The sequence below is a fragment of the Mycolicibacterium vulneris genome, assembly GCF_002104765.1.
Classification (GTDB): domain Bacteria; phylum Actinomycetota; class Actinomycetes; order Mycobacteriales; family Mycobacteriaceae; genus Mycobacterium; species Mycobacterium vulneris.
Map to the genome: position 1 here is coordinate 232,771 of NZ_NCXM01000003.1, position 23,256 is coordinate 256,026.

Consider the following 23,256-nt stretch of genomic DNA (forward strand, 5'->3'; position numbering starts at 1 on the left):
GGCCCGACGTTCGGCCGGGTGTTCGCCGTCGAGTGTGGGCCCTGGGAAGGAATTCGCGGGCTGTCCCCGCGCAGGGCCCACACCCGGCGCATCATCGCCAAATCATCGACATGGTGCTGTGCAGGTGCTTAGCATCATGTCTCGATGACCGTTCACCCCGCAGCGTTCCTGCGCACCACTCTCCCCCTTGACCTGTCCGGGCTCGCGGGACTCGACAGCGGCCGGTACCACTCCATCTGGCTGCCCGATCACATGGTCAGCTTCTGGCCGGACGCGATCTGGACTCCCGAGTTCACCGACCTGGCCACCGCTTCCCCGTCACCGCACCGCCACCTGGACGGGCTCGCGGTGGCGGCCGCGGCGGCCGTGCTGACCGAGCGGGTTCCTCTGGTCAGCGCCGTGGTCGACACCGTGCGCCGCCATCCCGCTATGCTCGCCCAGACGGCGCTGACCATCGATCACCTCGCCAAGGGCCGTTTCATCCTGGGGCTGGGCAGCGGCGAGAGCGAAAACACGCTGCCCTACGGCTTCGACTTCTCGCGCTCGGTCAGCCGTTTCGAGGAAGCGCTGGCGGTGATTCAGTTGCTGTGGCGCAGCGACGGCCCGGTCAACTTCGACGGCCAGTTCTATTCGCTGCATCATGCCCGCCTGGACACCGAACCCTACGAGGGCCGGGTGCCCCCGATCTGGATCGGCGCCAGCGGCCCACGGATGCTCGACATCGCGGGCCGGTACGCCGACGGGTGGTGGCCAGCGGGCGCCTGGACTCCCGAGCACTACGCCCAGATGCTCGCCGCGGTAAGGGCATCCGCGGACCGCGCCGGCCGCGACCCGATGGCGATCACCCCGTGCTTCATCCAGGTGTGCCTGATCGGTGCGGACGACGGTGCCCTCGCCGAGATCCTGCAGGCTCCCCTGGTCAAGGCCTTCCTGCTGCAGGTCTCCGCAAAGACATTGCGCGACTTCGGATTCGAACACCCCATGGGCGAGGGCTGGCGCGGATTCCAGGACATCGACCCGGCCGTGCTCACCCGGGAACGGATCGTGGAGTTCCTGGGCAACGTGCGACCCGAGATGGTCCTGGCCGTCGTACCCCATGGCACGCCGAAAGAGGTCGCCAAGATCGTCAAGACATACGTCGACGCCGGCCTTCGCGTGCCCAAGATCCTCGACTACGGCGCGATGGCCGGCGTGGAATACACGCAGGCTTCGGCGGCCAACGTCCGCGCGGCCGAAGACGAACTGATGCGGCTCTGCGGAGACCTGCCGTGACACCACGTTTGGACGCCGCGGAGATGCTCGCCGCCGCCGAGGCGGAGACCGGGCTGCGCGACTACGGCGATCCCAGCCTGCCCGAACGCTTCGCCGTCGCCGTCGACCACCTCAACGGTCTGGGCATGGATGCCGACGGCCGCTTCGAAGCGACGCAGGTTTGTCGCTGGCTGCTGACGTCGCGCCTTGAACTCATCGAAGACCGCAACCGCTACCCGATCGGTGCCGAAGTGATCGAGTCGCCGATGTTCGTCACCGGCGAACCCCGCTCGGGGACAACGCTTATGCATGCCCTGATGTCGGTCGATCCGCGCGCCCGCGCGCTGCGGTTCTGGGAGGTGATGTATCCCTCCCCGCCGCCGGGGCTGGCCGCACCCGATGACGACCGCAGGGCGCGCGCCGACGCGGACTGGCGTGAGATCAACGCCAAGATGCCGAAATGGCTGCACAGCCACCCCTACAACGACATGCTGGGCGACGGCCTTCCCGAAGACGAGCGCACCTGGGCATTCGACTTCCGGGTGATGACGCCGACAGCGTGGTGGCGGGTACCAATGCAGTCGCTGGTCGGCGGTCTGGCCACCGACCCGGCCGCACAGTACCGGCTGCACAAGGCCATGCTCCAACAACTGCAATACCAGCGGCCCCCAAAATACTGGGTGCTGAAGGGATTTCACGGATTCCGGCTCAAGGAGATGTTCGACGCCTACCCCGACGCCACCCTGGTCTGGCTGCACCGCGACCCGGTGCAGGTCGCGGCCTCACGCACGATGATGATGGCCGACATCGCCGAAGGCATGGTCGGTCCCGTCGACCTGCACGCCCTGGCGAAGATGCATCTGGAGTTGACGCGCGAGGGCGTCAACAACACCATGAGCGACCCCATGGTGGACGATCCGCGCATCCTGCACATCCGTTACACCGACTTCGTTACCGATCAAATCGCAACGGTCCGACGGTATTACGAATTCGCCGGACGCCAACTCACGCCCGAGGCCGAATCGGCGATGCGCGTGTACCTGGCCGACAACCGCGGCGACCGCTACGGCAAGTTCCGCTACTCCACCCAGCTGCTGATCGACATCGGCGAAAACCTCGATGCGCTGCACGCCGAATTCCGGCCCTTCCGCGAGCGATTCGGTGTCCAGATCGAGACCCGCGGCTAACGTGACGGCGCCGCACAAACGCCTGTCGGTCCATGACGTCACCTTCTTCGGCGCGCCGCTGGCCGAGGTGGCACAGCATTGGGCCGCCCTCGGCGTGTCGCGGCTCAGCGTCTTGGACAGCGAGCTGCTCGACCCCCAATTTCCAAAGCTTCTGCAGCACAACACCTACACCGTGGAGGCGGTGTGCCACATTTTCGGCGGCGGCCGGCTCGACACGCCCGGGACCGCGGCGCGGGATGCGCTACTGGCGGTGATCGATGCCGCGGCCGCGGTGGGCGCGCGGGTGGTCTACATGCTCACCGGCGGCCGGGGCGCGCTGACCTGGCCGCAGGCAGCCGATCGCTTCACCGCCTTGATCGCTCCCTGCGTCGAGCACGCGAGGCGGGCGGGAGTGGCGCTGGCGATCGAGAACGCGTCAAGCCTCTACGCCGACATTCATCTCGCACACACCCTGCGCGATACCGTCACACTGGCCGAGATAAGCGGGCTGGGAATCTGTATCGAGCTGTTCCACTGCTGGGCGGAAGGCGATTTCGAAGCGATGGTGCAGCGGGCAATGCCCCGAACCGAGCTCATCCAGCTCAGCGATTACGTGCTGGGCGACCGGGCGCTCCCGGGTCGCGCTGTGCCCGGCGACGGCGCGATCCCGCTCGAAGCGTTCGTGGCCCAGGCCCTGGCCGGCGGCTACGCGCACGGATTCGACCTGGAACTGATCGGGCCCCGCATCGACGCCGAGGGCCGCCTGCAATCCGCGCGGCGCGCCTGCGAGGTCGTCGGCGCGATGCTGAACAGATTGGGTGCATGACAATGGGTTTCGGCGACGGCCCCGACGACGCGGCGCTGCAATCGGCGTGGACCGACTTCTGCGCCCGGCTGGAGCGCGCGGGCCGGCAGGTGTTCAAAGACGCCAACCCCGTCGCCGCGTCGCAGCGCGTCGACGCGTACCGATTTCTCACCCAAAACCTGGGCCAGGCCTTCGATCTGGCGCTCGAGACGCGCGATACCAGCTACCCGGCGCTGCACGCCTTCTGCGGCCCCACCCGCAAACTCGGCGGAGACTGCGCCGACTTCACCTATCAACAAGCATGGATCGACGGGCACTCCACCTACCGGCTCACCGGCACACGCGGCACCTCCCGTTTTTTCAACGTCACCGTGCAAGGACGACGCACGCCCGGCCCGGGCGTCCTGCACGAGCCATTCGGTGACACACCGGAGGCCAACCTACTCGGCCACCAACTCGACATCGGCGAAGACGGGCAATTCCAGCTTTACCTCGGAGGTCCCGAACGCGGGCCGAACTGGCTGCCCACCACACCGGAGTCCCGAAAACTGTTCATCCGCCAGGGGTTTGACCGCTGGGACGAGTCGCCGGCACAACTGTGCATCGAACGCATAGACATGGCATCCCCCAAGCCGTTGCCCACCCCCACCGACATGGTCGACGCGATGCGCTGGGCCGGCGATTTCGTCACCGGCCTGATGTCCGACTGGCCCGAATTCCCCTTCAACTACGGCGGCGTCGACGTCGAGCACCCCAACACGTTCCCGCGCGTCGGCGCCAGCGACGCCGACAACCAACGCGGCCGCGCCGCGGCCAACATGTTCTGGGAGCTGGCGGCCGACGAGGCGCTGATCGTCGAGTTCGATGCCCACGACGGGCTGTGGATGTTCACCAATATGGGCGTCTTCTTCAACAGCATGGACTACCTGTACCGTCCGGTGAGCTATACGCCGAGCCGCACCAAGGTCGACCGCGACGGCCGCATCCGCCTGGTTATGGCTCACCGCGATCCGGGCGTGCACAACTGGCTTGACACCCAGGGCTTTGAACGCGGCAACCTGACCTACCGGCACATGCTCGAGGGCGAACCCGCTGCGCTGGACACCCGGGTGGTCAAGCACGACGCACTGCTGGGCGTACTGCCCGCGGAAACCGCCATGGTGAGCACGCCGGAGCGCGCCGCCGCGATGTGGCAACGCTTCCACGGCATTCGCCGCCGCTACGTCCTATAGCTAGTGTCAAAGATCGTGACCGAGATCTCCGAAGACGAACTGGCCGGGCTGTCCGAATTCTCGCTGCTGTCCGAAAACGCCGAGCAGGCCGGAGTCTCCGGTCCCCTGCCCGACGTCGAACGCGTCGAGTCCGGCACGGGCGAAAGCAAAATCAGCGCCCTGCGTTGGGGCAGCACTCCCTCACGAATCGTGTTCGTGCATGGCGGCGGGCAGAACGCGCACACCTGGGACACCATCATCGTCGGCCTCGGTGAACCTGCTCTGGCGGTCGACCTTCCCGGCCACGGCCACTCCGCCTGGCGCGAGGACGGCGACTACTCGCCGCAGCCCAACGCCGACAGCTTGTTGCCGATCCTGCGCGAACATGCCGCGTCGGCCGATCTAGTCGTCGGTATGTCGCTGGGCGGACTGACCGCGATCCGGCTGGGCGCGGTGGCACCAGACCTGGTCAAAGAACTGGTGCTGATCGACGTCACCCCGTCGGCGCTGCAACGGCATTCCGAGATGACCAAGGAACAGCAGGGCACCGTGGCTCTGATGCACGGGGAACGCGAATTTCCCAGCTTCCAGGCCATGCTCGACTTGACGGTCGCGGCGGCGCCGCACCGGGAGGTGAAGGCTCTGCGCCGCGGGGTGTTCCACAACTCGCGCAAGCTCGAGAACGGCCAGTGGACGTGGCGCTATGACGCCATCCGCACCTTCCCCGACTTCGCCAGCCTGTGGGACGACGTCGACGCGTTGTCCGCACCCGTCACGCTGGTGCGCGGTGGCACGTCGGGCTTCGTCAGCGACGACGACGCGGCCGAGCTGGCCCGTCGCGCAAAGCATTTCCGCTCCGCGCACGTCGTGGAGAATTCGGGCCATTCCGTGCAAAGCGACCAGCCACGCGCGCTGATCGACCTGCTACGTGGAGTGCTCGACGCACGCTGAGCCTACGGTTGGGGTTATGACTTCTGAGTTCCCGATCCGTATCGGTGTCCAACTGCAGCCGCAACACGCTCCGCAGTACGGCCAGATGCGCGACGCCGTGCGCCGCTGCGAGGACATCGGCGTCGACATCGCCTTTAACTGGGACCATTTCTTCCCGCTCTACGGCGATCCCGACGGTGCGCATTTCGAATGCTGGACGATGCTCGGGGCCTGGGCCGAGCAGACGTCGCGCATCCAGATCGGCGCGCTGGTCACGTGCAACTCCTACCGCAATCCGGAACTGCTGGCCGATATGGCTCGCACCGTCGACCACATTTCCGACGGCCGGCTCATCCTCGGCATCGGTTCGGGTTGGAAACAAAAGGACTACGACGAGTACGGCTACGAATTCGGCACCGCCGGCAGCCGCCTTGACGACTTGGCGGCCGCACTGCCCCGGATCAACGCGCGGCTGGCCAAACTGAACCCGGCTCCCCCCCGCGACATCCCGATCCTCATCGGCGGCAAAGGCCCGCGGAAGACATTACGCATGGTCGCCGAATACGGCGACATCTGGCACGGCTTCACCACCGTCGAGACCTATCCGGGGGCGGCGGCTGTGCTGGAAGAACACTGCGCCGCCGTCGGGCGCGACCCGTCCACCATCGAAAGGTCGGCCGGCGTCGAGAACAACAGCGGCGTCCGGCGCGGCGAGGGCCTCGACGGGCTGATCGCCAACGCGGAAGGCCTCACCGCCCTGGGCGTGACGCTGCTGACCGTCGGCGTAAATGGTCCCGACTACGACCTGACCGCCGCCGAAGCGCTATGCAAGTGGCGCGACAGCCGTTAAACGCCGTATTCAGGTTCATCGGCCAAACACCTAAACGCGCGCGTCAATTCGTGAGAAACTCTCACCGCTAGATTGCCGAACCGGGTGTGAAAGAGACTGAAACAAAAAGATGCCGAAGAAATACGGGGTCAAAGAAAAGGACCTGGTTGTTTCGCACATCCTCCACCTGTTGTTGACCGGGAAGCTGCGCAGTGGAGACCGCGTCGACCGCAATGAAATTGCGCTGGGGTTGGGAGTGAGCCGGGTGCCGATTCAAGAGGCACTGGTCCAACTCGAACACGACGGCATTGTGTCCACGCGTTATCACCGGGGCGCGTTCGTCGAGCGGTTCGATGAGGCCGCCGTCCTCGAACACCATGAGCTCGACGGAATGCTCAATGGGATAGCGTCCGCACGCGCGGCGACCAGCCCCACGCCACGGATCCTGGGGCAGCTCGACACACTGATGCGCTCGCTGCGCACCGCCAAGGATTCGCGCGCCTTCACCGATCTCGCCGCCGAATATCGGCGCACCGTCAACGAGGAGTACGCCGGTCCGCGGCTGCATGCCACGATCCGCGCCTCGCAGAATCTCATCCCCCGCCTGTTCTGGACGACCTATCGGAGCGGGCGCGAAGACATGCTGCCGTTCTACGAAGACGAGACGGCGGCGATACAGCGGCGTGACCCCGAAGCCGCGCGGGCCGCGTGCGTCGACCGCTCCTATCTGATGGCGCAGACCATGCTGGCCGAACTGGTCCGGCGACGGGTCTTCACCCCGCCGGACGACGTCGGTCGGATCGTTCCCGGCCCGCTGCGGGTGATCGCCGACGCGGACACGATCTGCGACGAAGCATCCCTGGTGCTGTGAACCGACGCTGAGCGGCCGCGTCGCCGTTCAGTCGTTACGGTGACACTGATGAGTTCGCGCGTGGGCCGGCATACCGAACGCCGCAAAAGGGCATTCGGCCTGGCCGCGACAGTCGTGATGGTGTGCGGCCTGGCGCTGGGTGGACCGGTCGCGCCGGCGGCCGCCGACTGGAATCAATGCGCGCCGCCCGGCGTGGACAGCGCGCGGACCCTGCCCAAAGACCTGATCGAGAGCCCGACGACCGGCGAGGACGACCGGGACACCACGGCGTCGGTCGAGCCCCTCGACGCGGTCGACGTCGGCTCCCTGGGCCTCGGCGTGCCGGGTGTCCTGACCGTTGGCACGCTGTCGGATGCCCCACCCAACATCTGCATCAACCCCACCGGCGAATTCAGCGGCTTCGACAACCAATTGCTGCGCGCCATCGCCGCCAAGCTGGGTCTGCAGGTCCGCTTTGTCAGCACCGACTTTTCCGCGCTACTCGCCCAGGTGGCGTCCCGGCGCTTCGACGTCGGCTCGGCAGCGGTGAAAGCGACCGACGCCCGCCGGCACACCGTCTCTTTCACCAACGGCTACGACTTCGGGTTCTATTCGCTGGTGGTCCCGCCCGGTTCGGCCATCCACAAATTCAGCGACCTCGCCGCCGGCCAGCGGATCGGCGTCGTGCAAGGCACCGTCGAGGAGTCGTACGTCGTCGACGTGTTGCATCTGCAACCCGTGAAGTATCCGGGCTTCGCCACCCTGTACGCCAGCCTGAAGTCGCGGCAGATCGATGCGTGGGTGGCGCCCGGGTCCCTTGCGGCGACCGTTATTCGCCCGGGCGATCCGGCGGTGGTCGCCGCGAATACCTACAGCCCAGGCAATTTCGTCGCCTATGCGGTCGCCAAAGGCAACAAGCCGTTGATCGACGCGCTCAATTCCGGGCTGGACGCCGTCATCGCCGACGGCACCTGGGCGCACCTGTATAGCCAATGGGTGCCGCGGACAGTGCCGCCCGGCTGGAAGCCCGGCTCCAAAGCCGCGCCCCTCCCCAAGCTGCCGGACTTCGCCGCGATCGCGAAACAACACCGCTCGCCCGCGGGCCCGCCCGCCCCGAAATCTCCACTGGCCCAGTTGGGTGAATCGTTCTTCGACTGGGATATGTACCGGCAGGCCGTTCCCATGCTGTTGACCACCGGCCTGCCGAACACGTTGATCCTGACCAACAGCGCCTTGGTCATCGGCCTGGCGTTCGGGATGGTGTTGGCGGTGGCGGGGATCTCGCACCGGCGCTGGCTACGCTGGCCGGCCCGGGTGTACACCGACATCTTCCGGGGCCTGCCCGAAGTGGTGATCATCCTGCTGATCGGGATGGGCGTCGGCCCGTTGGTCAGTGGGCTGACCAACAAGAACCCTTACCCGCTCGGCATCGCCGCGCTGGGATTGATGGCCGCCGCCTACATCGGCGAGATTTTGCGCTCCGGCATTCAAAGCGTCGATCCCGGACAACTGGAGGCGTCCCGGGCGCTGGGCTTCAGTTACGTCACCGCGATGCGGCTGGTGGTGGTGCCGCAGGGCATCCGCCGCGTGCTGCCCGCCCTGGTCAATCAGGCCATCGGGCTGTTGAAGGCCTCCGCGCTGGTGTACTTCCTCGGCTTGATCGCCGATCAGCGGGAGCTGTTCCAGGTGGGACGGGATCTCAACGCGCAGACCGGGAGCCTGTCACCGTTGGTGGCCGCGGGTCTCTTTTACCTGCTATTGACCATCCCGCTAACGCATTTGGTGAACTACATCGACACCCGGCTTCGCCGCGGTCGTCGCGCCGCCGCGCCGGAGGACGACGCCGACCTGCTCGGGACGGCATTCGGCCAGGAGATCACGTGACCTCCGGCATCCACGGGCGTGCGTCAGTTTCGCTGGCCGCCAAGGACGTTCACCAGACCCTGGGCGGAAGCAAGGTGCTGCGTGGCGTCGATATCGAGGCACCCGCGGGCAGCACCGTGGCGATCATCGGGCCGTCCGGTTCGGGCAAGTCGACCCTGCTGCGCACGCTGAACCGCTTGTATGAGCCCGACAGCGGCGACATTCTGCTGGATGGCCGGTCGGTGCTGCGCGACGATCCCGACGAGTTGCGCCAGCGCATCGGCATGGTGTTCCAGCATTTCAATCTCTTTCCGCATTTGAGCGTCCTGGCCAACGTGGCGATGGCACCACGCAAGTTGCGGCGGCTGCCGGCCGACGAGGCCCGCGACCTGGCGATGACGCAGCTGGACCGAGTTGGCCTGAAACACAAGGCCGGTGCCCGCCCCAGCATGCTGTCCGGCGGGCAACAGCAGCGGGTGGCGATCGCCCGCGCGCTGGCCATGGGCCCGCAGGTGATGTTCTTCGACGAGGCGACCTCGGCGCTGGATCCCGAAATGGTCAAGGGAATACTGCAACTCATTGCCGACCTCGGCGCCGATGGCATGACAATGGTTGTGGTAACCCACGAAATGGGGTTCGCGCGGTCGGCATCCGACGCCGTGGTGTTTATGGATCACGGCAAGGTCGTGGAATCGGGCCCTCCCGAGCAGATATTCGATGCCGCAGAGACCGAACGGCTGCAGCGGTTTTTGTCCCAAGTGCTTTGATCTCCACTAACTGGTGGGCAATAGCTCCCTTGTAAGCACCTCATATCGGGATAGACTCCCGATTTATGGCAGACAGCGAATCGAACCCGGCCGAGGTAGCCGAGCTCGCCGAGGGTTTGCACCGAACGCTGTCCAAATTGTTTGCGATGCTGCGCCGCGGAGACCCCAGCGGCGCGGCGGCCGGGGAGCTGACCCTGGCGCAATTGTCGATCTTGGTCACGCTGCTCGACCAGGGCCCGATCCGGATGACCGATCTCGCCGCACACGAACGGGTACGGACCCCCACCACCACGGTGGCGATCCGGCGGCTGGAGAAGGTGGGGCTGGTCAAGCGTTCCCGCGATCCGTCTGACCTTCGCGCCGTGCTCGTGGATATCACCCCGCGGGGACGGGCCGTGCACGGTGAATCGCTGGCCAATCGACGCGCCTCGCTGGCCGCGATGCTCAGCCAGCTCCCGACGTCCGACCTCAACACCCTGATGCAGGCACTGGCGCCGCTGGAGCGGCTGGCCTCCGGTGACCCGACGTCCGGACCCGCCGGCGTGCCACCCGCGCGCAAGGAAGCCTGAAAAGGACTAGCCGTCAAAGCTTTTCGCTCGCGTTTGCGGCGTCGGTAAACTGCGGGGCATGCCCAATGCACTCATCACCGGCGCCGGCGGCGGTATTGGATCGGCCATCGCCACAGCGCTGGCACCCACGCACACCCTGCTGCTGGCGGGCCGGCCGTCCGATCGGCTCGACGCGGTCGCGGAACGGCTCGGCGCCACCACGTTTCCACTGGACCTCACCGACTCCGGCGATATCGAAGCCGCCTGCGAAATTGTGGACGAGCTCGACGTGCTCGTGCACAACGCGGGGCTGGCCATCCCCGGCAGCGTCGCCGACTCGAACGTCGACGAGTGGCGCGCCACCTTCGCCGTGAACGTCTTTGGACCGGTAGAACTTACGCTGGCGCTGTTGCCCGCGCTGCGGCGGGCGCGCGGCCAGGTGGTGTTCATCAACTCCGGTGCGGGGCGCACCGCTTCGCGGGGTATGGCCTCTTATTCGTCCAGCAAGTTCGCACTGCGCGCCTTTGCGGACTCGCTGCGCAGCGACGAACCGGAGTTGCGGGTGACGACGGTCTATCCGGGCCGCACCGATAGCGACATGCAGCGCGAACTCGTCGAGTTCGAGGGCGGCACCTATGACCCCGCCAAGTTTCTGAAGCCCGAAACGGTCGCGGCCGCTGTGGCCCATGCGGTGGCCACCCCGCGCGACGGTCACATGCACGAGGTGGTGCTGCGGCCCGCCGGGCAATAGGGCAGGGTTATACGACGAGGTTGACCAGGCGGCCGGGGACCACGATCACCTTGCGGGGGTTGGCGCCCGCCAGAAACGCCTGGACCTTTTCGTCGGCGAGCGCGGCGGCCTTCAGGGTGTCCTGATCGGCGTCGGCGGCCACCAACACCCGGCCGCGCACCTTGCCGTTCACCTGCACCGGGTACTCCACCGTATCGTCGACCAGATAGGCGGGGTCGGCGACCGGAAACGGCCCGTGCGCCAGCGGTGTCTGGTGACCCAGGCGCAGCCACAACTCCTCGGCCATATGCGGGGCCAGGGGCGCCAACATCAGCACCAGCGGCTCGACCGCCGCGCGGGGCACCGCGTCGCGGTGCTCCTTGGTGAGATGGTTGGTGTATTCGATCAGCTTGGCCGCGGCGGTGTTATTGCGCAGTGCGGCATAGTCTTCCGCGACTCCGGCGATGGTGCGATGCAGCGCTCGAAGCGTGTCGGTTGCCAACTCCGGTGCGGGACCGTCGGCCACGCGGGTGTCGCCGGTCTGCTCGTCGATCACCAAGCGCCACACGCGCTGCAGGAAGCGGTGGGCTCCTACGACATCCTTGGTGGCCCAGGGCCGGGATGCCTCCAGCGGGCCCATCGACATCTCGTAGACCCGCAGCGTGTCGGCGCCGTAGTCGTCGCAGATCTCGTCGGGTGAGATCGAATTCTTCAGGCTCTTCCCGATTTTCCCGAATTCCTGGAAGACTTCCACCTCTCCCCCAGGTCCGGGGTAGACGAAGCCACCGTCCCGTTCGACGACTTCCTCGGCCGGCACGTACGAGCCGCGCGCGTCGGTGTAGGCGAAGGCCTGGATGTAGCCCTGGTTGACCAGTCGGCGGTAGGGCTCCCGCGAGCTCACGTGGCCCAGGTCGTAGAGGACCTTGTGCCAGAACCGCGCATACAGCAGATGCAGCACCGCGTGTTCGGCGCCGCCGACGTACAAGTCGACGCCACCGGGATCCTGCGGCCCATGCTCGGCCGGCCGCGGACCCATCCAGTAGGCCTCATTCTCCTTGTCGCAGAACCGTTCCGAGTTTTGCGGATCGGTGTAGCGCAGTTCATACCAGGAGCTGCCGGCCCACTGGGGCATCACGTTGGTGTCCCGGCTGTAAGGCTTGAGGCCGTCGCCGAGGTCCAGCTCGACGTGTACCCACTCCGTCGCCTTGGCCAGCGGCGGCGACGGCTCGCTGTCGGCATCGTCGGGGTCGAACAGCACCGGCGAGTAATCCGGGACGTCGGGCAGCTCGACCGGCAGTGCGGCTTCGTCGAGCGCATGCGCGCGTCCGTCGGCGTCGTAGACGATGGGGAACGGCTCGCCCCAGTACCGCTGCCGTGCGAAAAGCCAGTCGCGCAACTTGAATTCGATGCGCGCCCAGCCGCGACCCTCGGCCTCCAAGCGGGCGGTGATCTTTTCTTTGGCCGCGGCCACATCCAGCCCGTTGAGGTAGCCGGAGTTGACCAGCACCCCGTCGCCGGCGTAGGCGGACTCCGAAATGTCGCCGCCGGCAATGACTTCCACGATCGGCAGGCCGAACTCGTGGGCGAAGTCCCAGTCGCGCTGGTCGTGGCCGGGGACGGCCATGATCGCCCCGGTGCCGTATCCGGCCAACACGTAGTCGGCGATGAAGATCGGCACCGGCTTGCCGTTGGTGGGGTTGGTCGCGTAACTGCCCAGGAAGACGCCGGTCTTGGCTTTACTCTCCTGGCGCTCGAGGTCTGACTTCGACCCGATCGCCTGCCGGTAGGCGGCAACGGCCTCAGCCGGTGTGGCGGCGCCGTACGTCCAGCGCGGGTCGGTGCCGTCCGGCCAGGAGGCCGCCACCAACTCGTCGACCAGGTCGTGCTCGGGCGCCAGCACCAGGTAGGTGGCACCGAAGAGCGTGTCGGGCCGGGTGGTGAACACTTCGATGTCGACCGTCTCGCCAGCGCGCCCGGTCGCCGCGAACAGCGCTTTGGCGCCGGTGGACCGGCCGATCCAGTTGCGCTGCATGGCTTTGACCGGTTCGGGCCAGTCCAGCACGTCGAGGTCCTCGAGCAGCCGATCGGAGTAGGCGGTGATCCGCATCATCCACTGCCGCAACCGTTTCCGGAACACCGGGAAGTTGCCGCGGTCGCTGCGGCCGTCGGCGGTCACCTCTTCGTTGGCCAGCACGGTGCCCAGACCGGGACACCAATTCACCATCGAGTCGGCCCGGTAGACCAGCCGGTGGCCGTCGATCACATCGGCCCGCTCCCCCGCCGACAGCCCGGCCCAGTCCCGTCCGTCGTCGAGGCGGCGCGCACCGGATTCGAATTCGGCGACCAGCTCGGCTATGGGACGGGCCTTGTTGGCTGCGGTGTCGAACCAGGCGTTGTAGATCTGCAAGAAGATCCACTGGGTCCACTTGTAGAACTCACCGTCGGTGGTGGAGAAGCTGCGCCGGCTGTCATGGGCGAGGCCCAGGCGTCCCAGCTGGCGCTTGAAGTTGACGACGTTGGCCTCGGTGCGGGTGCGCGGGTGGGTGCCGGTCTGTACCGCGTACTGCTCGGCGGGCAGCCCGAAAGCATCAAACCCCAACGCGTGCAGGACGTTACGGCCGGTCATTCGGAAATAGCGGGCGTATACGTCCGTCGCGATGTAGCCCAGCGGGTGGCCGACATGCAGCCCCTCCCCCGACGGGTAGGGAAACATGTCCTGCACGAACAACTTGTCGTCCGGGACCGGGGCTCCGTCTGCCGGAGCCAGCGAACCGACCGGGTTGGGCACGTTGAACGTCCCGAGCTTCGCCCAGTTCTCCTGCCACGCGCCCTCGATACGCCCCGCCAGCGCCGCGGTGTAGCGATGCGGCGGCGCATCGGAGTCGGGCACGGCGGCGCCGGAACTGCTTGCCGGCGAAGCGGTCGGGGAGTCGGTCACCTGAACAGGGTATAAGGGCCGACACGGCGGGTCCCCAGGCCACAGGTTGGTCTCGGTTCCGTTGCGCGCCGATCAGAGGTTCATCCCAGGTGTGTTTCGAGCCTGTTCACCGCCTTTGACCTCTAGTTACAGTCAGCCACTATCGACGGCTTCTGGTACTGACGCCTTTGGAAGGACCGACGCAGATGATTGAGATCGTCCCCGTCCACCGGGCACTCCTCGGCGGTATGGTCGCTGGCCTGATGGGCCTGGCGGTTGTCACGGGCGGCGCGGCATCGGCAGACCCTGCGCCCCCAGCGCCGGCACCCGTCCCCGCGGTTCCCGCCCCGGCGCCGCAGAACCTCGGGCCCGAGTTGGTGCCGCCGAGCAGATACCTCGCGGCCCCGCCGGCCGGCAACCAGATCGCCCCGCCGGCGACCGCCATCGCTCCGGGAACCGCGGCGCCGGCCGCGGTCACCCCGCCGGCCCCGGCTCCGGTCCCCGCTCCCGCGACGTCCGGCACCATCCACGAATTCCTGCAGTCGAAGGGCGTGAAGCTCGAGGCGCAAAAGCCTGAGGGCTTCAAGGCACTCGACATCACCTTGCCGGTGCCCGCCCGCTGGACCCAGGTGCCTGATCCCAACGTGCCCGATGCGTTCGCGGTTATCGCCGACCGGCACGGCAGCAGCATTTACTCGTCGAACGCGCAGGTCGTGGTGTACAAACTGGTCGGCAACTTCGACCCGAAAGAGGCCATCACCCACGGCTACGTCGACAGCCAGAAGCTTCTGGCGTGGCAGCCCACCAACGGCGCGATGACCGATTTCGGCGGCTTCCCGTCGTCGATCGTCGAAGGCACCTACCGCGACGGTGATCTGACGCTCAATACGTCGCGGCGTCACGTCATCGCCACCTCGGGACACGACAAATACCTCGTGTCGCTGTCGGTGACCACCGATCGCGCGGTGAGCGTCGCCGACGCACCAGCCACCGACGCGATCATCAACGGATTCCGCGTGAGCGCACCCGGCGCGGCCGCCCCGGCGCCGGCCCAGGCCCCCGCCGCCTCTCCCGTCGGACTGCCCGCCCAGGCTCCCGCCGCCGCTCCCGTCGCGCCGGTCGCTCCGGCACCGGCTGTGGCTCCGGTCGCGCCTGCCGCCCCGGCACCCGTTGCTGCCCCGGTCGCCCCGGTCGCTCCGGCACCGGCTGTGGCTCCGGTTGCGCCTGCCGCCCCGGCACCCGGCGCAGCGCCGCTGGTACCGCTTGCCCAGACGACCCCCGCGGCCCCGGGCGGGCTCCCCGCGCAGGCGCCCGTGACGAACCCGCAGCGCACCCCCAGCCTGTTGGCCATGGTGCCGGGCCTGCCCCCGCTACCGAACTTCTCGTTCCTGCAGCACTAGAGGACGGCGCCGGCACCCACCGAGCCGGATGTGCGGGCCGCTAACCCGGCTCGTATTGTGAGCCCATGCTGATTGCGGGCGTGCTGTGCATGTGTGCGGCGGTGGCCTCGGCGGGGTTCGGCACCTGGTCGCTTGCCCACAACGGGAATTTCGGTGCCACCGCGTTGGCGCTGCGCGCGATGGCGCCGACTCAGTTGGCGGCCGCGGTGATGTTGACAGCCGGCGGCGCGGTGGCGATAGCCGCCGTCCCGGAGACCGCGCTGGTCGTGCTCATCGTCTGTGTGGTGGGCGCGCTCGGAACGCTGGCCGCGGGCTCGTGGCAGAGCGCGCGCTTCGCGCTGCGCCAGGAAGCGGCGGCGCCCGCCTGCGCCGGCAGCTGCGCCGGCTGCACGCAGTCGTGCCAGTGAACTAGAGGGCCGGTGGGCCCGACGTCAGCAGCCCTAGTTCCGGCTGATGTCGATGGGGTGGGTGGCCAGCAGCGAGAGCGGCAGCGGCTGGCGACGCAGGACTTGGCCCCACAGGTCGGACCTCGGTCCGACGAGCACGTCGGATGGCAACGCGGACAACACAATCCAGTCGTCGCGCTCGATCTCGCCTTCCAGCTGACCAATCGTCCAGCCCGAGTACCCCGCGAAGATTCGCACCCCTTCGACCAGCGGCGCGATCACGTCGGGGTCGGCGTCCAGGTCGACCATGACCACCCGGCCGTCCACGTGCCGCAAGCCCGGCACGCCCTGGGGATCGGCGCCGACCCGCAGCGTCGCCAGACACAACGCCGCGTCACGCTTCACCGGCCCGCCGATGAACATCGTCTTCGGCTTGGCCGACAGCTTGGTCCACTGGGGCAACACGTTGTACACCGCGGTTTCGCTGGCGCGATTCAGGACGACACCCAGGGTGCCTCCGTCGTTGTGCTCGACGATGTAGATCACGCTGCGCCGAAATGTCGGTTCGAGGAGATCGGTGTTGGCGAGCAGCAAAGTGCCCGCACGCACCCGTTGCGCGGCAGGTGCGACGTAGTCCTCTGGATCCTCCGGCGGCGGCACCCCACCATCATCGCATCCGGCGCATGGTGGCCCGGGGCAATCGAGAGCGTGGGCCACGGAGATTTGTACTGTTGTTGGGACGGCTCTGATCGCGCGAGCTTTGCCAGCCCCAATCGTGGAAGTCGGTTTCGGTGATCCCAACCCGGATGCAGTCCAGTGCACCCGTCGAGATTTGGCGGTCCGTGCGTGATTTGCCGGATTTCTGGCGGCTGCTGCAGGTGCGCGTCGCAAGCCAATTCGGTGACGGCTTGTTTCAGGCGGCGCTGGCCGGCGCCCTGTTGTTCAACCCGGATCGGGCCGCCGACCCTCTCTCCATCGCGCGCGCGTTCGCGGTTCTGTTCTTGCCGTACTCGCTGCTCGGTCCGTTCGCTGGTGCGCTGATGGACCGATGGGATCGGCGGCTGGTGCTCGTCGGCGCCAACGGCGGTCGGCTGATCCTCTTCGCCGCGATCGGCACCATCCTGGCGGTGCGGGCCGGGGATCTGCCGCTGTTGCTGGGCGCCCTGTTCGCCAACGGCTTGTCCCGCTTCGTCGGGTCCGGGCTGTCGGCGTCGCTGCCGCACGTGGTGCCGCGCGAGCAGGTGGTGACGATGAACTCGGTTGCCACCGCGTCCGGGGCCATCGCGGCGTTCATCGGCGCAAACTTCATGCTGGTGCCCCGGTTCATCTTCGGGTCCAGCGACAAGGGCGCCTCGGCGATCGTGTTCCTCACGGCGGTTCCCGTGTCGATCGCGTTGCTGTTGTCCTTGCGGTTCGGGGCGCGAGTGCTGGGGCCCGACGACACCTGGCGAGCGATCCACGGGCCGGTCATCTACGCGGTGATCACCGGCTGGCTGCACGGCGCACGGACGGTGGCGCAGCGCCCCACGGTCGCCGCCACCCTGTCCGGCCTGGCCGCCCATCGGATGGTCATCGGCATCAACTCGCTGCTGGTCTTATTGCTGGTCCACCACATGCCCAACCTCGAGGGCGGGGGATTCGGCACCGCCTTACTGTTCTTCGGCGCCGCCGGCCTGGGCGCCTTCCTGGCCAACGTTCTGACGCCGCCCGCCATCCGCCGCTGGGGGCGCTACGCGACGGCCAACGGCGCGTTGGCGACGTCGGCGATCATCGAGGTCGCCGGCGCCGAGCTGCTTCTCCCGGTCATGGTCGCGTGCGGCTTCCTGCTCGGCGTCACCGGGCAGATGGTCAAGCTCTGCGCCGACACCGCGATCCAGATGGACGTCGACGACGCTCTTCGCGGGCATGTGTTCGCAGTGCAGGACGCACTGTTCTGGGTCGCGTTCATCGTCTCGATCACGGTGGCCGGCAGCTTGATTCCCGACGACGGGCACGCACCCACATTCGCGCTGTTCGGATCGGTGCTCTACCTGATCGGACTGGCCGTGCACAGCATCATCGGGCGCCGCGGCGACCAAGCGAACGATCGTTAAGGTACAGACGTGACGTGTCCGACGGCCGCAGCCGACAGTCGAGGACTCCGATGACCGGCCCCGCGCCCATGATCGACGACCTGCGCGCCGAAAGCGACGCGCTCGACGAGCTGGTCGCGCCGTTGCCCTCCGACCGCTGGGGCGACCCGACACCGGCGCCCGGGTGGACCATCGCACACCAGATCGGCCACCTACTGTGGACGGATCGCGTCGCCCTGATCGCCGTCACCGACGAGGCTGGCTTCGCCGAGGTGTTGGCGGGCGCGGGCGCCGACCCGGCGGGTTTCGTGGACAAAGGCGCCGAGGGGCTGGCGGCGCTGGCGCCGGCCGAGTTGCTCGCGGACTGGCGGGTCACCCGAGGCCGGCTGCACGAGGCGCTGCACACCGTGCAGCCCGGTCGCAAGCTCCCGTGGTTCGGCCCGCCGATGAGTGCGGCCTCGATGGCCACCGCGCGCCTGATGGAGACCTGGGCGCACGGTCTCGATGTCGCCGACGCGCTGGGCGTGACGCGGCCCGCGACCGAGCGCCTGCGGTCGATCGCTCACCTTGGGGTGCGCACCCGCGACTTCGCCTTCGCCGTCAACAATTTGGCGCCACCGGCCGAGCCGTTCCTGGTCGAGCTGCGCGGGCCCGCCGGCGACACCTGGTCCTGGGGGCCACCCGACGCCGAGCAGCGGGTCAGTGGGTCCGCGGAGGATTTCTGCTTCCTGGTCACCCAGCGGCGTCCGTTGAGCGCCCTCGATGTCACCGCCCAGGGCGCCGACGCCCAGCGGTGGTTGCAGATCGCGCAGGCTTTCGCCGGGCCACCCGGCCCCGGTCGATGAGCGCGTGAAACGCGCGAAGAGAGCCGGGGCCCATCAGGTCAAGCCCGGTCGATGAGCGCGTGAAACGCGCGAAGAGAGCCGGGGCCCATCAGGTCAAGCCCGGTCGATGAGCGCGTGAACCGCGTCAAGAGAGCCGGGGCCCATCAGGTCAAGCCCGGTCGATGAGCGCGTGAACCGCGTCAAGAGAGCCGGGGCCCTTCAGGTCAAGCCCGGTCGATGAGCGCGTGAAACGCGTCAGTGCAGCGGCCCGCCGTAACTCGCCCGGTTCTCGGCCTCGGCCTCCTCGCGCAACGCGGTAATCGCGAGGTTAAGTCGTTCGGCCAGCTCTCCGTGGCCGTATCCGGTCATCACCCCGGGGTGCAACGTCAGTTTGAGTAACCGGCCGTCGGAATTCGCGACGGCGTGGACGTCGCCCAGATCGACGCTGTAGGTGACCGCTTCGGCCTGCGCCACAAGGGCTTCCCACTTGTCGGCCGCCTCGCTCAGTTCCCGAAGAACCGATTCGACGAGATCCTTCTCGCTGAGATTCGCGCGACTGCCCGAACCCGCCACCATGACAGTATCGTCGACCCCTCCGACCAGCGTCAATTCATACGCGAGCAGGTGTGCGGCCGGCCCGCCGCGCGTTCACCCGCCGAGCTTTTGATACCAGGCGAGGTGGTAGTTCGCGGACACCGCGTCGCCGCTGGCGATGCCCTCGGTAGCGGCCATCAACAGGCACTTGAGTAGGAGCGCGGGATTGACGTTCGGGTACTGAACAAGGAGCTGGTAGCGCGCGGTATCGAGATGCACCCGCAGCACGTCGACCTCCTGGTCGACGACGACCGTTCCCGCGGCGGCCGCCTCTGCCAACCTCGGCACGATCTTGGGCAGATCGTCACGTCTGCGGGTGGTCGCGCTGAGTACGCTCGCCAAATCATCGATCGCGGGCAGGGTGCGCGGCTCCACCGACGACCTGGTCGCGGCGAAGTCGACCGAGCGGCGCAGCGAATCACCGGGAGCGTAAGTGACGACGCGCGCCGTTTCTCCGATCAGCGCGTCCACCCTGCCGGTGCGCCGCTCGGGCTCCAACAACCGCACGCCCGCAGGAAGGCTGATTCCCGACGGTATCCACCCGTGAGCAAGGTCGGTGACGAGTACCGTCGTGCCGTCGGCGCGGTCTCCGATCGCCCAATTCACACGTGGCTCCTGCCGGACCACGAACTCGAGCAGCCGATTCAGCCGCTCGCCATCGGATCCTGTTGACGGCGTTGGCTTTTCGGTCTGCGGCCGGGCGGCGGCGAAGGCGGTGGTTTCGGCCTCGGCGGCGGGAGTGACGTCGACCGGGGGTTTCTGCCCGGCCGGCTCCGCCTTTGCGACGATCGCCTCGTCGACCACCGCGTGGTGGCGACCGGAATCGCTCAGCTCCGGGGCCGGCTCGGGCGCGCGCTGCGCCGGCGCCTCGAACACCGGCTCCGCCCGCGTGACCAAGGGGATGACCTGCGTCTCGTCGAGATGCGTTGCATCGGCGGCGGCGACAGGCTCGTCTTCGTCTTCCGGGTCGACGACCGCGTGGTGGCGACCGGAATCGGTCAGCTCCGGGGTCGGCTCGGGTGCAGGCTCGGCCGCCGTCGGCGAAACCGGCTCGTCCCTGACCACCGGGATGATTTGCGTCTGGTCGAGATGTGACGCATCGGCGCTGCGACGGGCCGCGTCGTCGGCAGGGGCTTTGGGCCCGGCTGCCTGCGGTGCGCCGGTGTCGCTGATGGTCTGTTCCGCGGACTCTCGACGACTGCGCCGTGTGCCCGGCCGCGGGGTGGACTCGGGCGGACTCGGCGGAGGCGCCTCGGCGACGGGCTTCACCTCGCGGATTGTTGGCAGCACCTGTGTCTTTTCCAGGTCCGTGTCGGATGGCTCGACCCGCGGTGGGGGAGCAACGGGAGCTTGGATTCCGCTCTGCACCGCGTGCAAATAGCGGATGGTCGATTCGACTCGGCGCACCGCACGGCCGCGGGCGGCGTCGATGACCCGCGCCTCCGCCGCCCGACGGGAAAGGTCCGTCATTCCCGATCGCTTGACCAACTTCAGTTCGTCGTTGGCGGCGCGAGCAATTCGTTCCAGGTCGGCCTTGAGATACTCCGCGAGGGTGGCGGTTTCGGGCGTCACCGTCGACAATTCGGCAGGCCACAACCCGCCTGTCACCCACGGGGTGCAGTCGATAGGGGAGCTGAAAGCCGGCATCGCCAGTGATTCCCGGGTAGCTCTCCGGAGGCGCTGGCGCGCCGACATCCGACCGAAGACCGCCACCGGCTAAGCGTACCGGGATCCGGCGGGCGACTTGTGCGGTCAGTGAATTGTGCGGTCGCAAGGCCCTGGGTAGCGTAAGGCCATGGCTGATTCTGCACTGCAGCAGCAACTCGACGAGGTGCGCACCATGCTCGCTCGCGCGCGAGAGTTGTTCGGCCCCAATCCGGTAGAGCCGCCGACCGGTATCGCTCCCGATCCCAGCGTGGCTAAGCCGTGGTTGCGCTAGGCCGGCAGCTCGCCTGACAGCCCTTTAAATCACACCGTTTCGGCGACGTAGTTTGTGCGCCAGCAACTTTTCGATGGCCGCATCCAGATCCCGGTGGGTCGGAACCTCCGCGGAGGGGGTGTGCCCGGCCGCGACGATCTCGTTGCGAATTTCCAGCAACGCTTTGAGGCACGACACGTCGGCGGTCAGCAGAATGCCCTGCGCCAACGTCTCGGCGTCGGTCTCCATCGCCTCTTCGCTCAGCGCGACGCTGTGCATATAGCCGCCGCGGCAAGAGCGGACGAGGATGTGTCCACTCGGGTGAACGGTGTCGAAAGCGGGATTCGCGTCGGTCATCGACCGCGGTCGACGATGTCGCCGAACTTCCCTGCCGCCTCCTGCTCGTGCTGTTCCCACATCGTCGCCGAAACCGTCAGTTTGTCGGCCAGATCGGCGTGGTCGGCAGCCTGCTGCTCATAACACTGGCGTCGAAGTTCCAGCAGCTCCCGGCCCGCGTCGCGCAGCTCACTGAAGATCGGCCCGAGCGAGTCGAGGCTCTCTTGGATCGCCGCATGCGACGACGGAACGGTGCGCAAGTATTCCGAGGTGTCCTGGTGATGCGCGGCAGCCTGACGTAAGTGCGCAGGCACTACATGAATCGAATCTGCCATCCGCTGTCTCCTGTTGACGACCGCCGGTTGTGCCGGCGGATTCATTTTTGTCAGGCGGTCGACGAGGTCGCCGGCCGGGTAGGTGTCGGTGGGTCAGGCTTGGCCGGCGTCGGTATTGCCGCGGCCGCCGCCGGCGGATGCTCCCAGCCTAGGAAGGTCGGCCCGCTCACGGTGGCGATGTGTTGAATTTGGCCATCGAGAAGCGCCTTGCCGGAGCCGAGGGCGAGTGCGTGACGATCGGTTAACATCCCGATATCGCCGGGTGCGACCTGGAGGGCATCGATGGGGCTGGGCACCGCCGTTCCCGCTGGCGGAATGGTCATTCCCTGCTGTTGAAAGGCCTCCGCGATCGGGGTACCGGCGACGGCGGCCATGATCGCGGCCGCCAACTGTGGGCTGGCGGCGGTCACCGTTTCCCCGTCGGGCAAGGTCACCGGTGTCGGACCGGCCGGCGGCTCATCGGACGACGTGCCGTGCTGGGCGTCGGTGCCGTCGGCCGCCTCGTCCGAGGCATCGCGCGCTCCCGGGTCCTGGCCCTGGTCGTCCGGCAGTTCCTCATCGGCAAGATCCTGAAGAGCCGGATCGGCCCCGTCGCCACCATCTGGTCCGGAGAGCGGAAGGCCGCCCGGCTCCCAACCGGCCATCGTCGGCATGGAGCCGAGCCCCGGCAGTGAGCCACCACCAAAGTTGGGCATGGCCGGCGTCATCGGCGGCTGCGGTACGGTCGGCATCGCCGCGGCGGCGCCCGAATCCGGACCCGGCACATCCCCGGACAGGTCGTCATCGTCGGCCAACAACGAGTCCAGCAGCGGATCCCATCCGGCGTCGAGATCATCGGTCGCGTCGTCCGCGGATGTATCACCAACCGGCACCGCGGCCCGCGCCTGTTCGCCTGGCGCATGCGGTTCCCCTTTGGAGGCGTCGTACAGCGACGTCCAGGCGGCCATCAACGCTGACTTCGACGTGTCGTCCAGGCTGGCGTTCAGGACGACCTCGCGGATGTCTCGGAGCTTGCCGATAAGAAAACGCTGGAAGTCCCGCGCCCCCGCCGGGGTGTCCAGGTCTGACCTGGTCCGCACCGCGGCTTCGGTTTCATGTTGCAACTTGGTCAGGGCTTCTCTGCCGTCGACCGCACGCAGGTGTGCGTTCAGGATCGCCGAGACCACCTGCATGTCCAGCTGCGAGCTCGCCGAATTCTGTTGCGCAAGAGCGGCTTCGGCATTGGCAATGGCATCGGCCGCGGCGCCCGTCTCGCGATCCGGCGGTGCCGAGGTTCCGGCGGACGGCCGCTGCACGGCCGCCGTTGCGGCGCCGAAGACGCCGGCGTGCTGCTGCCGGATCTTGCGCAGGATCGCCTCGACCTCTTCGGGGCGAGTGGTCGGCGTGATCACGGCGGTCACTTCGGCGGGCGCCAATCCCGTCTGCCATGCGTTCGGGTCACCGGTACGGTCTCGGACGTATTTGACCGCGGCAAGCAGGTCGTCATACGCCGACATCAGCCGGGCAGGCGGCGCCGCAGCCTGC

22 protein-coding genes and 1 pseudogene are annotated in these 23,256 nt (G+C 67.7%); 16 read left to right on the forward strand and 7 right to left on the reverse strand.

Annotation, left to right across the window (positions count from 1 at the left end):
• Positions 1-144 precede the first annotated feature (144 nt).
• From B8W69_RS04395 to B8W69_RS04445, 11 genes are all read left to right on the forward strand, one after another.
• On the forward strand, positions 145-1,272 hold the full coding sequence (locus B8W69_RS04395) for an LLM class flavin-dependent oxidoreductase (protein ID WP_085288728.1): 1,128 nt from the start codon (positions 145-147) through the stop codon (positions 1,270-1,272).
• Positions 1,269-2,438, forward strand: a complete 1,170-nt coding sequence (locus tag B8W69_RS04400; protein WP_085288729.1) for a sulfotransferase family protein — start codon at positions 1,269-1,271, stop codon at positions 2,436-2,438. Before B8W69_RS04395 ends, B8W69_RS04400 begins: the two co-directional genes overlap by 4 nt.
• Position 2,439: 1 nt before the next feature.
• Positions 2,440-3,243, forward strand: a complete 804-nt coding sequence (locus B8W69_RS04405) for a sugar phosphate isomerase/epimerase family protein (RefSeq protein ID WP_085288730.1) — start codon at positions 2,440-2,442, stop codon at positions 3,241-3,243.
• A gap of 2 nt (positions 3,244-3,245) precedes the next feature.
• Positions 3,246-4,454: a DUF1214 domain-containing protein gene (locus B8W69_RS04410; protein WP_085288731.1), complete on the forward strand. Its 1,209-nt coding sequence runs from the start codon at positions 3,246-3,248 to the stop codon at positions 4,452-4,454.
• Between the two features lie 15 nt (positions 4,455-4,469).
• Entirely contained in the window at positions 4,470-5,384 is a 915-nt protein-coding gene (locus B8W69_RS04415; protein WP_085288815.1) for an Rv0045c family esterase, read from the forward strand.
• A gap of 16 nt (positions 5,385-5,400) precedes the next feature.
• A complete protein-coding gene (locus B8W69_RS04420; RefSeq protein ID WP_085288732.1) occupies positions 5,401-6,213 on the forward strand; it encodes an LLM class F420-dependent oxidoreductase in 813 nt (270 codons plus the stop codon).
• Between the two features lie 109 nt (positions 6,214-6,322).
• On the forward strand, positions 6,323-7,063 hold the full coding sequence (locus tag B8W69_RS04425) for a GntR family transcriptional regulator (RefSeq protein WP_085288733.1): 741 nt from the start codon (positions 6,323-6,325) through the stop codon (positions 7,061-7,063).
• Between the two features lie 48 nt (positions 7,064-7,111).
• Entirely contained in the window at positions 7,112-8,926 is a 1,815-nt protein-coding gene (locus B8W69_RS04430; RefSeq protein ID WP_085288734.1) for an ABC transporter substrate-binding protein/permease, read from the forward strand.
• On the forward strand, positions 8,923-9,672 hold the full coding sequence (locus B8W69_RS04435) for an amino acid ABC transporter ATP-binding protein (protein WP_065029491.1): 750 nt from the start codon (positions 8,923-8,925) through the stop codon (positions 9,670-9,672). The genes B8W69_RS04430 and B8W69_RS04435 overlap by 4 nt, the downstream gene beginning before the upstream one ends.
• A gap of 65 nt (positions 9,673-9,737) precedes the next feature.
• Positions 9,738-10,241 carry a MarR family winged helix-turn-helix transcriptional regulator gene (locus tag B8W69_RS04440; RefSeq protein WP_085288735.1) on the forward strand — a complete coding sequence of 168 codons (504 nt, stop codon included), beginning with the start codon at positions 9,738-9,740 and terminating at the stop codon, positions 10,239-10,241.
• Between the two features lie 58 nt (positions 10,242-10,299).
• Positions 10,300-10,971, forward strand: a complete 672-nt coding sequence (locus B8W69_RS04445; protein WP_085288736.1) for an SDR family oxidoreductase — start codon at positions 10,300-10,302, stop codon at positions 10,969-10,971.
• Positions 10,972-10,978: 7 nt separating this feature from the next.
• Here B8W69_RS04445 and leuS read toward each other — a convergent pair whose 3' ends face one another.
• On the reverse strand, positions 10,979-13,888 hold the full coding sequence (gene leuS, locus B8W69_RS04450) for a leucine--tRNA ligase (RefSeq protein WP_085288737.1): 2,910 nt from the start codon (positions 13,886-13,888) through the stop codon (positions 10,979-10,981).
• 185 nt (positions 13,889-14,073) lie between these two features.
• Between leuS and B8W69_RS04455 the strand changes: the two genes are divergently transcribed.
• Both B8W69_RS04455 and B8W69_RS04460 read left to right on the forward strand, forming a co-directional pair.
• Positions 14,074-15,267 carry an LpqN/LpqT family lipoprotein gene (locus B8W69_RS04455; protein WP_085288816.1) on the forward strand — a complete coding sequence of 398 codons (1,194 nt, stop codon included), beginning with the start codon at positions 14,074-14,076 and terminating at the stop codon, positions 15,265-15,267.
• A gap of 65 nt (positions 15,268-15,332) precedes the next feature.
• Positions 15,333-15,674, forward strand: coding sequence for a hypothetical protein (locus B8W69_RS04460; protein WP_085288738.1), 342 nt, complete (start codon positions 15,333-15,335; stop codon positions 15,672-15,674).
• Between the two features lie 33 nt (positions 15,675-15,707).
• Here B8W69_RS04460 and B8W69_RS04465 read toward each other — a convergent pair whose 3' ends face one another.
• On the reverse strand, positions 15,708-16,313 hold the full coding sequence (locus B8W69_RS04465; protein WP_065029486.1) for a YqgE/AlgH family protein: 606 nt from the start codon (positions 16,311-16,313) through the stop codon (positions 15,708-15,710).
• Positions 16,314-16,413: 100 nt separating this feature from the next.
• Here B8W69_RS04465 and B8W69_RS04470 point away from each other — a divergent pair.
• Together B8W69_RS04470 and B8W69_RS04475 are read left to right on the forward strand one after the other, a co-directional pair.
• A pseudogene (locus B8W69_RS04470) lies at positions 16,414-17,746 on the forward strand (MFS transporter).
• A gap of 50 nt (positions 17,747-17,796) precedes the next feature.
• Positions 17,797-18,570: a TIGR03084 family metal-binding protein gene (locus tag B8W69_RS04475; RefSeq protein WP_085288740.1), complete on the forward strand. Its 774-nt coding sequence runs from the start codon at positions 17,797-17,799 to the stop codon at positions 18,568-18,570.
• Positions 18,571-18,804: 234 nt separating this feature from the next.
• On the opposite strand, the gene B8W69_RS04480 is transcribed toward B8W69_RS04475, so the two are convergent.
• The gene (locus B8W69_RS04480) at positions 18,805-19,125 is read right to left on the reverse strand and encodes a DUF2710 family protein (RefSeq protein ID WP_065029483.1); all 321 of its coding nucleotides are present in this window, start codon (positions 19,123-19,125) and stop codon (positions 18,805-18,807) included.
• Between the two features lie 72 nt (positions 19,126-19,197).
• On the reverse strand, positions 19,198-20,856 hold the full coding sequence (locus B8W69_RS04485) for a DUF5632 domain-containing protein (protein WP_085288741.1): 1,659 nt from the start codon (positions 20,854-20,856) through the stop codon (positions 19,198-19,200).
• An 82-nt stretch (positions 20,857-20,938) separates the two neighbouring features.
• Between B8W69_RS04485 and B8W69_RS30490 the strand changes: the two genes are divergently transcribed.
• Positions 20,939-21,082, forward strand: a complete 144-nt coding sequence (locus B8W69_RS30490; RefSeq protein ID WP_165762549.1) for a hypothetical protein — start codon at positions 20,939-20,941, stop codon at positions 21,080-21,082.
• Positions 21,083-21,106: 24 nt separating this feature from the next.
• On the opposite strand, the gene B8W69_RS04490 is transcribed toward B8W69_RS30490, so the two are convergent.
• From B8W69_RS04490 to B8W69_RS04500, 3 genes are read right to left on the reverse strand one after another with little or no spacing between them, the layout of a single operon-like run.
• Positions 21,107-21,418, reverse strand: a complete 312-nt coding sequence (locus tag B8W69_RS04490) for a DUF2694 family protein (RefSeq protein ID WP_085288742.1) — start codon at positions 21,416-21,418, stop codon at positions 21,107-21,109.
• Positions 21,415-21,732, reverse strand: a complete 318-nt coding sequence (locus tag B8W69_RS04495) for an ESX-1 secretion-associated protein (protein ID WP_007771671.1) — start codon at positions 21,730-21,732, stop codon at positions 21,415-21,417. Before B8W69_RS04495 ends, B8W69_RS04490 begins: the two co-directional genes overlap by 4 nt.
• 50 nt (positions 21,733-21,782) lie before the next feature.
• Positions 21,783-23,228 (reverse strand): DUF4226 domain-containing protein, encoded by a 1,446-nt coding sequence (locus B8W69_RS04500; protein ID WP_085288743.1) that lies wholly within the window; start codon positions 23,226-23,228, stop codon positions 21,783-21,785.
• Positions 23,229-23,256: the final 28 nt, after the last annotated feature.

Coding starts and splice junctions, on each gene's coding strand:
- B8W69_RS04430 (WP_085288734.1), top strand. CDS start 7,112: ATGAGTTCGCGCGTGGGCCGGCATACCGAACGCCGCAAAAGGGCATTC.
- B8W69_RS04440 (WP_085288735.1), top strand. CDS start 9,738: ATGGCAGACAGCGAATCGAACCCGGCCGAGGTAGCCGAGCTCGCCGAG.
- B8W69_RS04425 (WP_085288733.1), top strand. CDS start 6,323: ATGCCGAAGAAATACGGGGTCAAAGAAAAGGACCTGGTTGTTTCGCAC.
- B8W69_RS04480 (WP_065029483.1), bottom strand. CDS start 19,125: ATGGTGGCGGGTTCGGGCAGTCGCGCGAATCTCAGCGAGAAGGATCTC.
- B8W69_RS04420 (WP_085288732.1), top strand. CDS start 5,401: ATGACTTCTGAGTTCCCGATCCGTATCGGTGTCCAACTGCAGCCGCAA.
- B8W69_RS04500 (WP_085288743.1), bottom strand. CDS start 23,228: ATGTCGGCGTATGACGACCTGCTTGCCGCGGTCAAATACGTCCGAGAC.
- B8W69_RS04455 (WP_085288816.1), top strand. CDS start 14,074: ATGATTGAGATCGTCCCCGTCCACCGGGCACTCCTCGGCGGTATGGTC.
- B8W69_RS04475 (WP_085288740.1), top strand. CDS start 17,797: ATGACCGGCCCCGCGCCCATGATCGACGACCTGCGCGCCGAAAGCGAC.
- B8W69_RS04410 (WP_085288731.1), top strand. CDS start 3,246: ATGGGTTTCGGCGACGGCCCCGACGACGCGGCGCTGCAATCGGCGTGG.
- B8W69_RS30490 (WP_165762549.1), top strand. CDS start 20,939: ATGGCTGATTCTGCACTGCAGCAGCAACTCGACGAGGTGCGCACCATG.
- B8W69_RS04460 (WP_085288738.1), top strand. CDS start 15,333: ATGCTGATTGCGGGCGTGCTGTGCATGTGTGCGGCGGTGGCCTCGGCG.
- B8W69_RS04445 (WP_085288736.1), top strand. CDS start 10,300: ATGCCCAATGCACTCATCACCGGCGCCGGCGGCGGTATTGGATCGGCC.
- B8W69_RS04490 (WP_085288742.1), bottom strand. CDS start 21,418: ATGACCGACGCGAATCCCGCTTTCGACACCGTTCACCCGAGTGGACAC.
- B8W69_RS04495 (WP_007771671.1), bottom strand. CDS start 21,732: ATGGCAGATTCGATTCATGTAGTGCCTGCGCACTTACGTCAGGCTGCC.
- B8W69_RS04395 (WP_085288728.1), top strand. CDS start 145: ATGACCGTTCACCCCGCAGCGTTCCTGCGCACCACTCTCCCCCTTGAC.